The sequence below is a fragment of the Streptomyces shenzhenensis genome, from assembly GCF_003688995.1.
In the GTDB taxonomy this organism is placed as follows: domain Bacteria; phylum Actinomycetota; class Actinomycetes; order Streptomycetales; family Streptomycetaceae; genus Streptomyces; species Streptomyces shenzhenensis_A.
Genome location: NZ_PENI01000002.1, coordinates 153,101 through 168,621, shown reverse-complemented (window position 1 = coordinate 168,621; position 15,521 = coordinate 153,101). Strand labels below are relative to the sequence as shown.

At 69.0% G+C, this 15,521-nt stretch carries 8 protein-coding genes and 1 pseudogene; 4 read left to right on the top strand and 5 right to left on the bottom strand.

What is annotated here, in order from left to right; genetic code table 11:
- The first annotated feature begins 105 nt into the window (after positions 1 to 105).
- A complete protein-coding gene (locus CTZ28_RS03725; RefSeq protein ID WP_121887753.1) occupies positions 106 to 1,923 on the top strand; it encodes a DUF262 domain-containing protein in 1,818 nt (605 codons plus the stop codon).
- A pseudogene (locus CTZ28_RS03720) lies at positions 1,920 to 2,967 on the top strand (CBS domain-containing protein). Before CTZ28_RS03725 ends, CTZ28_RS03720 begins: the two are co-directional and overlap by 4 nt.
- Before the next feature lie 47 nt (positions 2,968 to 3,014).
- On the opposite strand, the gene pglZ reads toward CTZ28_RS03720, so the two are convergent.
- The 4 genes from pglZ to CTZ28_RS03700 form a co-directional block, all read right to left on the bottom strand.
- Positions 3,015 to 5,921 carry a BREX-2 system phosphatase PglZ gene (gene pglZ, locus CTZ28_RS03715; RefSeq protein ID WP_121887752.1) on the bottom strand — a complete coding sequence of 969 codons (2,907 nt, stop codon included), beginning with the start codon at positions 5,919 to 5,921 and terminating at the stop codon, positions 3,015 to 3,017.
- Positions 5,918 to 9,805, bottom strand: a complete 3,888-nt coding sequence (gene pglY / locus CTZ28_RS03710; protein WP_121887751.1) for a BREX-2 system ATPase PglY — start codon at positions 9,803 to 9,805, stop codon at positions 5,918 to 5,920. The genes pglZ and pglY overlap by 4 nt, the downstream gene beginning before the upstream one ends.
- A gap of 429 nt (positions 9,806 to 10,234) precedes the next feature.
- Complete coding sequence (locus CTZ28_RS03705; RefSeq protein ID WP_121887750.1) at positions 10,235 to 12,391, bottom strand: tetratricopeptide repeat protein; 2,157 nt, start codon at positions 12,389 to 12,391, stop codon at positions 10,235 to 10,237.
- The gene (locus CTZ28_RS03700) at positions 12,388 to 12,798 is read right to left on the bottom strand and encodes a hypothetical protein (protein ID WP_121887749.1); all 411 of its coding nucleotides are present in this window, start codon (positions 12,796 to 12,798) and stop codon (positions 12,388 to 12,390) included. Before CTZ28_RS03700 ends, CTZ28_RS03705 begins: the two co-directional genes overlap by 4 nt.
- A gap of 227 nt (positions 12,799 to 13,025) precedes the next feature.
- Here CTZ28_RS03700 and CTZ28_RS03695 point away from each other — a divergent pair, with 227 nt between their 5' ends.
- Together CTZ28_RS03695 and CTZ28_RS03690 are read left to right on the top strand one after the other, a co-directional pair.
- Positions 13,026 to 13,295 carry a hypothetical protein gene (locus tag CTZ28_RS03695; protein WP_121887748.1) on the top strand — a complete coding sequence of 90 codons (270 nt, stop codon included), beginning with the start codon at positions 13,026 to 13,028 and terminating at the stop codon, positions 13,293 to 13,295.
- Positions 13,288 to 13,926, top strand: a complete 639-nt coding sequence (locus CTZ28_RS03690; RefSeq protein WP_121887747.1) for a DUF6879 family protein — start codon at positions 13,288 to 13,290, stop codon at positions 13,924 to 13,926. The genes CTZ28_RS03695 and CTZ28_RS03690 overlap by 8 nt, the downstream gene beginning before the upstream one ends.
- Before the next feature lie 119 nt (positions 13,927 to 14,045).
- Here CTZ28_RS03690 and CTZ28_RS03685 read toward each other — a convergent pair whose 3' ends face one another.
- On the bottom strand, positions 14,046 to 14,909 hold the full coding sequence (locus CTZ28_RS03685; protein ID WP_259471466.1) for a hypothetical protein: 864 nt from the start codon (positions 14,907 to 14,909) through the stop codon (positions 14,046 to 14,048).
- Positions 14,910 to 15,521 lie beyond the last annotated feature (612 nt).

Below are 15,521 nucleotides of genomic sequence, written 5' to 3'. Positions count from 1 at the left end.
GCGCTTCCCGTGGCGGGGCGCCCCACTTCGTTGAATCGATTGACGGTTACCCGGAGACGCTGTTGGAATCACTCTCCGTACATACGCCAGGGGTGGGAGACGAACGTGGCGGCACTCGACAATGTAAAGCTGAAAGACGTACTCGCGGACGTGGCGTCGGGCTCCTTACAGTTGCCCGACTTCCAGCGGAACTGGAAATGGGACGACGACCGGATCCGCGCGATCATCGCGACGGTGACGTTGGACTATCCGCTCGGCGTGGTGATGACGTTGCAGACCGGCGGCGCCACCCGGTTCCGCTCCCGGACGCTCACCGGGGCACGCCCGGACGGGGACCCGGCCGCGGACCTCCTCCTGCTGGACGGGCAGCAGCGCCTCACCTCCCTCTTCCAGGCCTTGTGGCTGAACGCCCCGGTGGAGACTGCGGACGCCCGTGGCAAGCCCATCGAGCGGTGGTACTACGTCGACATCGCGAAGGCCGTCGGCCCGTCCGCGGACCGCGACGAGGCCATCCTGTCCGTCCCGGCGGACAAGGTGCTCCGCACCGACTTCAACCGCACGGTGGTGCTGGATCTGAGCACCACGGAGGACGAGTGCGCAGCCGGTCTCTTCCCTCTGCACCTCGTCTTCGACGCCCAGCGCGTGAACCAGTGGATGATGTCCTACATCAAGGCGGACGAGGACCGGAACTGGAATCTGTGGGGCCAGTTCGACGAGTCGGTCCTCCAGCAGATCCGTGCCTTCCAGGTCCCGATGATCCGCCTGGCCGCCTCCACCTCCATGGACGCCGTCTGCGCGGTGTTCGAGCGGGTCAACACGGGCGGAGTGCCCCTGAACGTCTTCGAACTGCTCACCGCGACCTACGCCGGGGACCGCGAGTACGTGGACCGAACCGGGGACTACTACCAGCTCCCCGAAGTGTGGCGGGAGATCAAGCAGGGGCTGGCTGCCAAGTACCCGGTCTTCGGCCGTCTGGACAGCGGCGTCGAGAACGGGCTGAGCAGCATCGACTTCCTGCAGGCCATCGCCCTGGTACGCACCTGGGAGCGGAAGCAGGCGGGCACCGGGGCGACCGTGTCGTGCAAGCGCCGGGACCTGCTGGACCTCCCGCTGGCCGACTTCGTCCGGCTGGCGCCGAAACTCGCCGACGCCTTCGCCTGGGTGGGCGACTTCCTGGAACGGCAGTGCATCGTCCGCCCGAACGACCTGCCGTACAAGACACAGCTCGTCCCGCTCGCGGCCGTCCGCGCCATCCTCGACACGGCACTGGACGGCCTGGGAGCGGAGGAGAGGACCGAGCAGTGGTACTGGTGCGGGGTCCTCGGCGAGATGTACGGCGGCTCCACCGAGACCCGCTTCACCCGTGACGTCGAGCAGTTCGTCCCGTGGATCGCGCAGGACGACCGGGCGCCCGACACCGTCACGGACGCCTTCTTCTTCGCCGACCGCCTCGACAGCCTCACTACCCGCAACAGTGCCGCCTACAAGGGCATCTACGCCCTGCTGATCAAGCAGGGGGCGGTGGACTGGCACCACACGGACAGCCCGCTCAGTCCCGGCAGGCTGGACGAGTACAGCGTGGACGTCCGGCAGATCTTTCCCAAGGCATGGTTCCGGCGGGGCAACAGTGAGGGCCTGCCCACGAACTCCATCGTGAACAAGACCCCGCTGTCCTACCGCGCGGCGATGGATATGACCGGGGCACCGGCGTCCTATCTGTCCACCATGGTCGCGACCTCCGACATGCGCCCCGAGTGGTTCGACGACGTACTCGCCACCCATCTCATCGATCCGGAATCGCTCCGCGACAACGACTACGAACGGTTCTACAACGACCGTTCCAAGCAGTTGCAGGATCTCGTGCACGCCGCCATGGGCAAGAGGACCATGCTCCGTGACCTCGCGGAGGGCGACGCCCGATGACGACCACACCGAGCGGGCAGGACCTTGCCGCGCTCAAAGGCCGGACCGTGCCTGTGCAGGACATCCTGGACCTGTTCCAGGTCAAAGTCCGCGACCACCGGACGGTGCATCGCATCTCGCAGGCGCTCACAGACGCCGGGCTGACCACGCTGCCGGACTTCGCCGTGTGCGGCCAGCGCAGCAACGTCGACGTGGTGCCGCTCGCGTCCATCCCCGCGCAGGCCGCCCTCGCCGACGCGGAGGAGGACGAGACGGAGGAAGCACTGCCCTCGGCCGCCCTTCCGCAGCGTCTGCTGCTCGGGGACATTCCGTCGGCGCGGCGCGGCCTGGTGTCCGTCGGTCCCGGCACGCCCCTGGCACAGACCACGTTCCTGATGCGTACGAAGAACGTCGCGCAGGTCCCGGTGACGACCGGCATGGCGCAGATCCATGGGGTGGTCACCTGGGGGTCTGTCGCCAAGATGTACGAGGCGGGCAAGCAGCCGACGCTGGACAACGCCATGGAGAAGGACTCCCTTCCGGTCGCCGACACGCGCCAGGAGTTCTTCTCCGCCCTTCCCGTCATCCGCGAGCACGGGTATCTCCTGGTCCGCGGCGACGACGGCTGCCTCTCGGGCATCGTCACCGCCGCGGACGTCACGGACCGCTTCGAGGGCGCGGCACGGCCCTTCTTCATCGTCGGGGAGATCGAGTCCCTGCTGCGGCGCTGCCTGGGCGCCGCGCTGGACGAGCAGACCATCAAGGCCGTCCAGACGAACAAGAAACCCGAGCACCGCACCGGCCAGGTCTCCGACCTCATGTTCGGCGACTATTCTGAGGCTCCTGGACGGCGACCAGACGAAGACGTCGCTGGCCGAGGCAGCCGACGCCAACTGGGAAGCCTTGAAGTGGCCCAACATGCCCAGGGAACAGTTCATCGGCCGCCTGAAGCGAGTGAGGGACATCCGCAACCGGATCGCCCATTTCGACGAGAAGCCGCTCCCGCGGGAGCTGCTCGACGAGCTGACGACGTTCGCGAAGCTGCTGCGGGCGTTCGTGGCCTGAGACGGCGCGGTGCCTCGACGCGAACGCCAGCGGCACCCCGAACGCTGTCAGCCCGCTCGGAGAGCGAACTGCTCGCGCAGAAGCGCCTCGTGGAGCCGCAGCGTGCGCCCGTCAGGCAAGGTCTCCAGCACCTGCACGCCGTCGTAGTTGAGGAGCTGCCGCAGGACCGCGGCGAAGCCGTCGCCCCGGGTGGTGGGCATGCCCGCACGCTGGGCCAGCGCGGTCACGGGCAGGGTGCCGCCCGCGTCGAGCAGGGCGGCTAGGGCCTGGTGGACCTGCTCCTTCTGCGGCTTGCGCGCTAGACCGTCGAGCTGCCCCTGATACATCTCCGAGTCGAGCAGCGCCGCCACGAGCACCTCGGTCCGGGAGACGACGGTCGGTGTGAGCAAGGCGTCGTCTCCCCCAGCCGTAAACGCCACGTCGAACAGCGCGTCGGGCAGCGACTCCGGGTTGGGCTGCTTCTTGCGTGGCTTCGCCGTGCCCTTCTTCGGAGCCACGCCGGCGGGCTGAGCCGAACGCTCGTCCGATGCCGATCTCCCCGCCTCCTCCGGAGCCCACCAGGGTGGCCGCTGGTCTCCCAACTCCCGCCATTCCTTGGGCGGTTCCGCCCCGAACGGCAGGAACGCGAGCACCGGGATGGTGAACTCTGCGAGGGAGGCCCCGCCGTGGTAGCCGGCCATGAGGGCGGTATAGCGGGAGTCCGCGTCCCAGAGCGCGACGATGGAGGCGCCGGGCTCGGGCCAGACCACACGCGGCCCGGAGAGGGCGATCTCCCGTTCGCCGATCGGGCCACCGCCGGGCAGGCGGTGCCGCGCGGACGCGGGCTCGGTGGCGGCATCGGCCTTCGTGCCGTGGCGATCGACGACGTGGCCGTGGTCGCTGGTGACGATGACCGCCATGCCCTGGGCCGCCGCCACCCGGAGCAGGTCACGCAGACCGGGTACGTCGTCGACCCGCCACGCCCCGTCGCCCAGCTTCTGTTCCTTGGCGAGGCGGTCGTCGATGGCGTTGAGGACGACGGCGACATGGGTCCTGCCGTCGGTGAGTGCTTCCGTGAGAGCCGGGCCGAATGTGTCGCCCGCGGTCTCGGTACGCAGGTCGTCCTTGTGGAAGACGGCGGCCGCTGCCCCACTCCACAGCTTCAGCGTGGGGAAGAGCCTCTTCTCATCGGACTGAGTGCCCTTCATCAAGGTGCCCGCGAAGAGCGATGTCCGGGACACGGCCGTCACCGTGGGGAGGGCGGCGGCCATCGCCCGCCGACGCGGAGTGTCCTCGGCCAGCAGGTCGAACTCCGCCCAGGAGCGGCGCAGTTCCTCGCCGAGCTCGTTCGCTATGGCCGCGCTCATGCCGTCGAGCACGAGCAGCAGCACCCGCCGCTCCTCCCCGCGCCGGACGACGGGCCCCACCACCCGGTCGAGAAAGGTCTCGACGGTGAGCATGCTGCCAGGCCGGGTGCCGTCCTGCGTCCAGCCGGCCAACGAGCGCGCGAAGGACGCGTCGATCTGCCGCCGCCGGTCCCTGACGTGCCGGCCAAGGGTGTCGTAAGCGGCCTTGAGGACGGGGTCCGGGTCGCCGCCGGCCTCGATGTGCTCCAGTGCAAGGTCGGCCCAGCCGGTCTCGGCGATGTGCCGCTGTATGGCGTCGGCGACCGTGGGAGCGTCGGCGGACGGGTCGGTGGCCAGCCAGAGGGCGAGCCGCTGTCCCATGCGGGCGCGCTCGATGCGGGCGGACTCCTCCGGATCGGTGGCGAGCCTGTGGTCCGCGAGCCGTCGAACGGCCTCCGCGGCCGCGGCCGTGTCGCCCGCCGCAAGGGCTCGGCCGACGGCGGTGAACCGGGCTTCGAGTCCGCCGCGCAGGACGGGGCTCGCCCCGACGGCCGCCTCCGCGCCGAACTGGCGAGCCAGTACGGCGGCCCGGTCGAGCACAATGCCACTGGTGCGGCGCGCCTCGCGGGCCTGGTCGGCGTCGGCGCCGCCGCTCCGGTGTCCGGCCGTCAGCAGCGTGCTCACGTACTCCTCGGCGGACCGTCCGAAGGCGCCCACCAGGGCGTCGAGTTGTTCGCCGACGGCCGGGTGCTGGTCACCGAGGTAGCGTTCGGCACGGCCTCGGGCCTGATACGTCTCGGGGGCAGGTTCGGCGTGCTGCCACAGGGCCGCGCACAGGAGGCCGAAGGCTGCGGCGTCCACGCCTCGCTCGGCGTCGACGAGAGCGAGCAGAGCGCGTCCGGCGATACCGGCCTGGTCCTCCTCGCCCAGGAAGGCGGTCAGCCCGGCGCGCTCGGGCCCCCGCAGGCCCAGCAGCCGGTCGGGGGCTCCGGGCCCGGTCGACCAGTGCAGCAGGGTCTGCGCGTCGAGCCGGTCCTCGCCGGGGCGTCGCGGACCGCCCTCGGCGTCGTAGCGGCCGAGGCGCAGGCGGCGCTGGGCGAGTGCGGTGAGGGCGTACTGCCGGGACAGCCAGCCGCCGGGCACCGGCGGCCAGCCGCCGGGCGGGGTGGCGTCGAGCAGGGCTTCGGCGGCCCAGTTGACGTCCTTCAGGCGCGGGTCGATCTGCCGGGCGCCGAAGGCCTCCCGCACAACGTCCCAGCTGTCGACCATGTCGATGCGCTGCTTGTGGACGCGGGCGGTGATCGCCGGGTCGAGTTCGTTCTGCTCGCGGTCGGTGAGGACCACCAGGACGGCGGGGCCGGGGCGTCGGCCCGTCAGGTGGTCAAGGACGAGTTCGTGGACGGCGAGCGGTGAGGGCGCCACCGCGACGCCGGCCGTCCGACCCTCGCCCCAGACGGGTTCGGCAGGCCCGTCCCACCGGGGCGCGGACCGCAGCAGTACGACCCGGCGCCTGCCCCCGCCGTCTCCGGTCAGGGTGGCGGCCAGGGAGGACTGCGAGGACAGGTACTGGGTGACGGTCGCGGTGTTCAGCCGGACGGCGCCCGGGGCAGCAGCGACGGTCTCCGTCATTCGACGACCTTCCAGGTGATCTCGATGGTCGCGTCGGGGTGGCGGGCGGCCAGTTCGGACAGTTCCGCCTCGAGGTCGGCGGCGGCGCGTGCCACGGTCGTACGACGGCCACCGGCCGTTCGCGCGGAGCCGTTGCCGGAGGAGGCCGGTGTGGGGGTCTCCTGCGGGGTGTACGGAATGCGCGGGTCGCTGGTCGGCGTGTTCAGGGACAGGTCGTCGGCCGTGGGCTGGGGCGCGGCAGGCGGGGGCGGCGGGGTGGCGGCGGCCTGGCTGCGCTTCAACAGGGCGACGACCTCACGCTGGGTGCGAGTCAGTGCGTCACGGAGGTCCGCGGTGCGCTGGTCGTCACGGGCCACGTTGCACAGCGAGTCGAGCAGTGCCGCGCCCTCGGGGCCGAGTCCGGGGGCGAGTTCGAGGGTGCTCCACGGCGCGGATGCGACTGCCTCCGCGACGCTGCGGGCCTGCTTGATCGAGGTGCCGTACCGGTCGGCGCTGGTTGCGCCCAGGCCGAAGGAGGCAAGGGCCTCCACGGTCTTCTTCGCCCCGGCCGCACCCTTGCCGGCTTCCGCCGTGAGCGCGTCCATCAGTTGCAGGGAGCGGCGGGCGAGGGCGAGTCGTCCGGTGTCGGCAGTCTGGTCGAGGCCGAGGAAGGAGGCGTGGGCCTCCAGCTGGTGCACCAGGTCCGCCGCGTGGTCCCGGTGGAGGCGGGCGGCTTCGATGATCTGGCGGGCGAACTGGTTGACCATCCGGCCGCGCCGCAGGGCGGGCGCCTTCTGCCCGAAGATCGTCTCGAAGCGCTGCCGTGCCGTGTCCCAGTCGGACTCGGCGGGCAGCGGCTGGCTGCGCAGCGCGTCATGGTCCTTGATCGCGGACAGTTCGGGCGCGGGGTCGAGTACGGTGCCGCCGCGCACCCACACCCGGTCGTCCATCTCGGCGAAGGCGGCGACGACGAGCCGGGCGAGGAAATCGGGCAGGCCGCGCGGGTCGGGCTTGTCCGTCCAGTCGGTCAGGGTGATCAGGGACAGGTCCCCGGCGACACCCTGGGCGCTGGCGAGCTGGCGGAAGTGGTCGGCCCAGTAGCGGGACAGCTCGAAGTACGCCTCCTTCTGCTGCCCGAGGCGCAGTGGCCCGGCGATCCGCTGCATCAGCTTGCGGTCGGCGGCCGGGACCTCCACCCGCCCGTCACGCGCCTCGGCGGCAGCCCGCACATGGGTGAACACCTTGCGGGTGTCGGCGGATTTGACGGCGATTCCGGTGCCGTCGGGGTCGAGGTCGGGGTGTGCCGGGTACTGGTGGGCGAGCAGCTTGCCCGCGACGTGCCGGATGCCGTCGTGCAGGCTCTGCCCGAAGGACAGGGTGAGGCCGTCGACATCAGGCAGCGGGACGAGGTGGTCGTCGAAGTCGGGCACGACGTCGGCGGCCTGCTTCTGGGCGAGCCCGTACGCCTGCTTGAAGGCACCCTTGACCTGCTTGAGCAGAGCCTCGCGCTGGGTTTCGAGAAGGCCTTTGGCGCGGCTGCGGTTGTCGGCGTTCAGGTGGCCGGCGTACTGGGTGTCGAAGCGGTGCTCGTCGGCGAGGGCCTTGTCGATGACGACGAGACGCCGGAAGTCGGCGAAGCGCTGCGCGGACAGATGGGCGGGCAGCCAGGCGACGATACGGGACCGCTCGCCCTGCTGGCGCTCGCGCAGCCGCCGGATGCGGTTGACGTCCTCGACCGGACCCCACTCGCCCTCGTCGAAGGGGAGGTCTATCGCGATACGCCAGCGACCGTCCTCCTGCGGCATCAGGTCGTGGTCGGGCAGCTCGTCCTCGTCGGCGACGTTGCCGAACACGATCTCGGCGGTGCGGGAGGTACCGCGCCAGGTGAAGCTGAGTTGGTCACTCAACTGGCCGTGCTCGACGCCGAGTTCCTCGGACAGGAGGCGCCGGGCGAGGGCGACCCGGTTGCCGGGGTTGTCGTTGACCTGGGCGTTGGCGATGACGGAGTCGACGTCGACGCCGGACAGCTCCAGCCGGACGCCGGGGTTGGCGTCGGTGCCGGTCTCCTTGATCTCTGGGAACCGGGCCGCCCACTCGGCGACCTTGTTCTTGATGATGCCGACTTCGGCACCCGGGATCGGCGCGAGGACCGACCCGTGGTTGAGCGCGCCGAGCCGCCGGATGGTCAGTTCGGCCAGGGCGGGCACGCTGGGCGCGAGCGCGGACAGCAGCAGGGTGCACACGAGCCGGTTGTCGCCGACGAACATGCGGCAGCGGTTGAGGCGCTGCGGGTCGGTGATGGCCCCGGGCCGGTTGACGTACTGCTCGACGTCGTCCTCGGTGATGTCGTACGAGCTGAGGAGGTAGGGCCGCAGCTTGGTCTTGTAGAGCTTGTCGGCGGCCTCGAAGACGACCTTCAGGCTGTCGGTGAACGGCTTGTCGCCGCCCTCCGCGATCACCGGGTAGAGGTCGCCGACCGGGATGAGCTGCCCGAGCCGGATCTCGTTGCGGTGGTCGGCGAGGAGTTGGCCCATCAGCTTCAGACCGGTACGGGAGCGCTGCAGCGCGGACGAGATGTGGACGAGCGTGTCCATGAACGCCGGCGAGAAGGGGTACGTCAGCCGGAACGACTCCGCGTCCGCTCCGGTCGTGCCCTTCTCCGAGCCGAGGAGGGTGTCCCAGACCTGGGTGCCGACCCGCTTGGTCTGCTCGAAGGCCGCCTCGACGAGCCGTTCCGCCTCGGCGTCCTTCGGCTTGAGGATGCGCGCGTGAGCGATCTGCGGGAGGTTTCGGTCCTCCAGGGTGATCTTGTCGAACCGGCCGGAGGCCAGGTTCAGAGTGTCCTGGATGGAGGCTTCCGCCGCGCCGGACACCTCTTCGCCGACGAGTTCACGCAGATCGCGCTGGCGGGCGATGAACGAGACGACGGGGATGGCGCGTCGGGCGTCGCCGCCCTCCACGAAGTTCGTGATCTTACTGGCTTCGCGGGCCACGAACTTCTGCTCGTGGATGAGGGTCGCGAGCCAGAGGATCAACTCGTCCAGGAACAGGATCAGGCCGTCGTAGCCGAGCGACTTGGCGTGCTCGGCGATGACGGACAGACCGGCGTCCAGGGAGATGAAGCCGTGCTCGTTCTCGGTGGCGTTCTTGGCGAAGCCGGGGAAAAGGTTGGTGCTGGCGTCGTTGACCAGCTTGGCGCGCAGCTCGGCCGGGGTGGAGGGGTTACGGAGGTTGAGCGGGGTGCCCCCCTCGTGGTTCTCCTCGGCGGCGAGGGCGGTGTCGAGGAGTTGCGGGGTCCAGGCGAAGCCTTCACCCCACTCGTCCGTCTCGCCGTCGCCCGCGTCGCTGCCGCCCAGACCTCGGATGACCGCCTCGTCACCGTAGGTGGCACGGTTGGCCCGGATGTCGGCGAAGAGGGAGTCGGTCCGGTACACCTGCGGGGTCGGAGCATCCGGGTGCAGCTTCTTGACGTGCGTGACGTACCCGCCGAGCACCCGCTGTTCGAGGGCCTTCGCGCCGAGCATGTGGTACGGCACCAGCAGGAACCGCTTGCCGTCCGTAGTCAGCCACTCGTGCTTGGTCAGCACCGGGTCGAACTCGGTACGGGCACGAGCGGCCGGGTCGCCACTGAGCAGCGCGTACAGCACAGCCATGAAGTGCGACTTACCGGAACCGAACGAGCCGTGCAGGTACGCCGCCTTGGAGCGGTGCCCGTCGAGCGAGGACTTGATGAGCGCCAGCGCCTCGTCGAAGTTCTCCAGCAACCGCTCGGTGACGACGTAGTCCTTGAGCGCGTGCTGGGCGCCCTCGGGTGTCGTTGCCTCGGCGAGGGACAGCACGAAGTCCGAGGTGGAGATGTTCTTCTTGATGTCGATGACATCGCGGAGGAGGGGCGGCTGGGCCATTGCGGGTCTCGCTCTCCCTGACAGTGTTCGGTGCTGCTGCTCGTACTCGATGTGGTGCGGGCTGCCTCGCCGACCCGGAGCTGGCCACCGGTCCAGGCCGCAGGAGAGGACCCGGAAGTACGGGTGGGCGGTGCGACGTGCCGGTGGTCCTGCCCGGTGGCGAGGAGGTCAGTCGCGTACCGCTGGGCGAGAACGGCGTCCACGGCATCGGCCAGGCCGAGGGAGGCGGGCTTGTGTCGTTTGCACTTCGTTTCCCCCTCGTACTGAATGACCGGTCGCGCGGCCTGCGCATAGCACCCTACATCGGTACACCGACCGTCCCTGTGCCGTGTACCCCCGGGCACAGCTGACGTGGGGACCACAGCGCCGGAACGCCTTGCGGGCACGAGAGACCATGCGATCCGGAACGTGCTGTCGCGCGTCCCTGTCTCATCCACCGGAGGGCTGCGGTGGGTGCCATCGCCCCGATCGGTACTCGTCCAGCAGCCGACGGCTCGCGACCGTGAAGGGATGCCCGGGGCCCAGGCCGCGTTCCCGCCGCGCGACGACATCGGCCATCAACTCGATCCCTACATCCATGTGGCCGAGCGCGGACCGGGTCCGGGAGAAGAGCTGCCGGGCTGCAAGCACGATCGGGTACTCGGGGCCGAAGCGCCGTACATACGCGTCGGCGACGAGCCGGATCTCCTCGTCAGCCTCGTCAAAACGGCCCAGGAGGTACAGCGCCCAGGCGTGGTTATGCCCGGCGCCGAGCGTCACCGTGTGATCGGGGCCGAGGAGCCGGGCACATTCCGACGGCAGCGAAAGCAACGCGCCGTCTTCTTCGGTAACCACCTCGGAGGCAGGCAGCATCTCCAGCAGACTGGCGCGGGCGCGCAGGGTCAGCGGGTGCGCGGGGCCCAGTGTCGTTTGCCGGCCGGTGACGACAGTCCGCAGAAGTGCGAGCGATTCCTCGCGTCTGCCGAGATTCCCCAGCACGAGCTGAAGGCCGTAAGAAGTGTCCAGGGTGTCGAGGTCGTCAGCCCGGAACAGCCTCTCCTGCATGGCGCGAACGTCGCAGAGCACCGACTCGGCTTCGGCGTACCTGCCCAGCCGGAACAGTGCCCGGCCGGTTCTGGAGCGGGCGGCCAGGACCAGCCGGTCGTCCTGGCCGAGCAGTCGCTGTGCGAGGTCCGCCGCGGTGCGGGAGGTCTCCCAGGCGGAGAGGTAGTCCCCGGTCCGGTGCAGGGCGACCGAAAGGCGCGTCGCGACGGCCAGGGCGTCGGCGGCGGCCAAGGGCTCGCCGATACGTCGCACCAGGGTGAGCACATGAGGCACCAGCAGTCGCAGTTGCGGATCGTACGGGCCCGCGTCAGGTACACGAGGAACGGCCGCGTCGAGCAGCCGGACGGCGGTGGTGTCGAGCGCAGGCAGCAGGTCTACGGAGGTCGCCGCGCGGACACTGTCAAGCAGCACTCCATGACTCTGTACGCAGCGCGCGCCAGCGAGGTCGACCACCTCGGACAGCGACTGGTCGAGAAGTGCTCTCAGGGCTGTCTCGGTACGGGCCTGGGGAAGGACGTTGTTGATGTCGGCGTGGTTGAGAAGGCTGAGCGGCAGGGGCTCGGCGGCGAACCGGGCCAGCAGCCTGAGCAGCATCGCCCCTTCGGGCAGCCCGCGTGCCTCAAAGGTGTCGAGTGTCAGCTGCCAGGTCAAGCCGACCAGGTGCCGCGGGTCCGGTCCGGACAACGCGTCGGCTCCTCGGTCGATCAGCTGGACCCGTTCGTCTCCGTCGAGGTGGTGTCCGTAGGCGTCCATCGTCCAGGGGTCGAGCACTTGGTGGGAGAGGAAGCCGCCGGCCAGGGTGAGGGCGAGAGGCAGCCGCCCGAGCCGGTCCGCGATCTGCGCCGCCTGCTCGGGTGTGCCGCTGTCCGGGGCAAGGTCGCACAGCACCAACGCCGCATCCTCACGCGGCAGCACGCCGATGTGCTGCAGTTCGGCGCCCGGCCACCAGCGGGCCGCAGCACGCCGTGTGGTGACCAGGACGACGCCGCGGGGGCTGGTACGCAGCCAGCTTCCGTCCCGAAGGATCTCCGGCTCATCGGCGTTGTCGAGGACCAGCAGCCACGGCTCGGCGGAGCGGTCGAGATACCGCCAGACGAGATCCGCCGCGGGGCGGAGGCCATTGCGGGCAGCCAGCAGTTCGCCGTCGCCTGCTCCTCGGTCGGCGGCGACGGCCAGCATGCCTCCGCGCAGGCTGGCACGGTCGGCGGCGTTGACCCACAGAGCCACCCGGTCCTGTTCGTCGGCGATCTCCTGGAAGAGCGCGCACGCGACCGCCGTCTTGCCTGATCCGCCCATGCCGTGCAGCACGTAGACCTCGCCACCGCGCTCTGCCTCGACACTCGCCCGCAGGCGTTCCATCACCTCGTTGCGGTCACGCAGTACGACGGGAGACCGCCCCACTGCCGGGCGGCGCACCGAGTCCGGGCCACCGGGCGCCGGCCCGCCACCACCGTAATGGTGATGCTCGTTGATGTGCTGGTCCCCCGATGCCTGGTAGACACGCCCCTGGTCCTCGGCGTGACCGTCCGTCCCGCCCGTCATCGCTCGGTGATGTGCTGGTCTCGTCCGGCCTGGTAGACCCGGCCCTGACCGGAAGCGGTGGCGTGCTGAGTGATCTGCCGGGCGGCCGAGCCGCCAGGATCGAGCTCGTCCAGCAACCTGCGTAATTCGTCTCTGGCGGGGGGCCGGGCGACAAGCAGGCGCCGTACCAGCCCCTGCCACTGCGCACGCAGTTCGTCCAAGGCCTCGTGGTCGTCAGCCGCCGTGGCGGCCAGAACATCCTCGCGAGTCACCTCCAACTCGGCGGCCACGGTCTCGGCACGCTCGGGTTGCACGTGGCGCCAGAGCTGGACGAGCCCGTCCCGTGTGCGGTGCCAGGCGTCGGCCGCCATCAACGTGACCAAGGTGGTCCCCGCGCTCTGTGCGAGCGAGGTCACTTCCGGATCCACTTCCACCCCTCCATTCGCCGATTTCCCTACAGCACAGAAAAAACGTCCCACCTGCCAGGCGTTTACATGATTTTCTTCCCGATCAATATCATCTCACCCCTGAACGGCGCCAGACAAGGAGGAATCAATCCACGCCATTACCCTCGCCGCCCACGCCTGACACATGGTCAGGCACCTCTGGTGCACGCTACAGTGACGCTACCCGACCGACTGAGGGAGCGACGAAGATGGCCAGGCCATGGGAAGCCGATCCGGACACCAGTTTTAAAAAGCGCTTAGGGAAATCACCCCAGGAACTCGGAAACACAACCGGAACTCCCGACTGCCCGGACATCTGGGAACTCGCCAACGGAGACATCGCCGTAATCGGCCGAGACCTCACCCAGTCGCTCGGCAAGAATCTGCCCGACGGGGTCTCGATCGGCTCGGACGAACGCCTCGTCGTCATCCCACGAAACATGCTCGTCGCAGCGAAACCGGATATCCCCAGTGTTTGATTCCTTCCCTGCCGGCGTCTCCGAACGTATGGATCGCCCCACGTATCACGAGGACTTCGGCCGGGTCTACACCAGCGGCATCCACTTCCTGAACAAGCTCGAACGCGGACAGCACTTCAAGGAGCGCGGCTTCGCCAGCTGGGAGGCTTTCGCCGCCGGCGACTGGACACGAGCATTGTCCCTGGCCGAGGAGAGGCGCGCCGACTACGCGCAGGAACTCCAGAAAGCGGCACGGCTGGGAATTTCACACCGGCGCCTTCGTGTCGTGGAATTCCCCGTCACACCGTACGTGCAGTGGGAGCTGTTCGTGCTTCGCGTGCGGGTGGATGAGGGCGACGACATCAAAGTGCTCGACGCCCGAAAAATCAGGGACATCGAGAAGGACCGTCCAGCTCCCGAGGTGGTCATTCTCGGGGACGTCGTCATGTACGAAGTCGTTTACGACGGCGACGGGAACGCGGCGGGTGCCAACCGTTTCACTGAACGGGAACTGATCCGGGAAACTTCTAGTGGATTTGACGCGCTTTACGAGCGCGCTGAGGAATTTCACGAGTTCTTCGACCGGGAAATCCTGCCACTTGCCCCGCCCAGAGTCTCCGGCATGTGGACGGGTGCGCCTGGCGCTCGGTGATCCAGTCCACGAAACGGTCACGCCCACCACCACGTACAAGCCCACCGCGTACGCGTACAGTCCGCAGCCGAACGAGAGCGTGCGAGGGACTCCCCCTCCGCCCCCTCACAGCGGGTGAGCTACGAGGACCGAGGGCCCTCTGCCGTGTCGGCAGTACCGTCCGAGGCATGGCTCTCAGCATGTTCCGCGACGAAGGTCTCGTGGACTGCCTCGGCTTCCACAACAACGACTCGGTGCGTCGGCTTCGCCAGTTCCGAGTCGGAGAGGTGCCTCTTCAGCCGCTTGGCCATGGGGCGATAGGTCGCAAAGGTGAGCCCGCCGGAAACAGCGGCCCCGACGACAGGGATGGCCTTCGAGACGCTCTTCGCGAAGGTCTGCTTCGTCATCTGAACACCGATGTAGCCCGCGACCTTCTTCACTATGGGGTAGATGACGCCTTGGGTGAGTGCCTTCTGAGGCAGCTTCTTGGCGACCTGGTCCGCCATCATCCCGGCGACCTTCCCCACAGCGGCGTTCGCCGACTGGGTACCGAACATCACGCCGAAGAACAGCGTGAGCACCCCCATGGTCGCGTCATCGACGTCATCGCCGTCGCCATCAAATAGATCGGGCCAGCTGTAGAGGTAGGCGAGCTTCTGCGCGATACGCAGCATGTGGCCGAAGTACTGGGCCATGTCGGCGGGCACGGTGGCAGGAAGCGCGAAGAAGCCAGGTATCCCGGCAGCGGCGGAGAGCGCACTGACCTTGGCGGTTTCGTAGCGGATGGAGTCGTTGGCCGCCTTGTCCAGAACGTCGACCGGGATACCCGCCGCCGCGGGGGTCTCTTCTATGGCTATGCGGATCTCGTCCTCGGAGCAGTAGCGCGCCAGCGCTCTCCGAAGGTACGCCTCCCTGTGGATACGCACGCCCGGAAGCCTGGCCGCGCCCACCAGCACAGTGGAGAAGCGCGACTCGGGGTTCTCGATCACTTTGCCCTGATTCATAGCAGGAACTTACAGTAGCTCTGCCCTCCAGTGACCAAGTTGCGTCCGCTCAGTTTGGGCCGCCTCATGTGAGTGACGGTTGGCAGGCGGGCCGACCGCAACGTGCTGTCTGTGCGGCCGAGTTGGGCGCCCGGTGTCACGCTGCCGCCCCGCCGTCTCCGGCATACGCCGGCTGGGTCCGACAAGGATGCTGATCGTCACCCAGGAAGGCGACTGCCGCCGCAAACTGAGTCGCTCTGAGCGGACGTCGAGCGCTCTGGCAGACCCGCACGAGACGGACACGTGCAGGGCCCTCGGCAAGCCCACGCCTGCGGAGGGCCCTGCTCTGTCAGAGTGCCGCGAACTGGACGAACGCGGTCCAGGCTGTGGGTTGTACGGCGAGTGCGGCACGGGCCGCTCGAACACGCACAGCAGGCCACGCCAACGCCACGTACAAGCGCTCCGCCCACGTGTACATCCCACACCCGTCAGCACGTCGCGCCTGGTCAACGCTACGCAGAGTCCGCAACCGTTGCCCCTATGAAGTCAACAACTCCCCCGACGGACATATGCCACAGCGCCTCGCACCCGAACGCGAGTTCACCATGCGCTTCACCTCGCCCCCACGCGGCG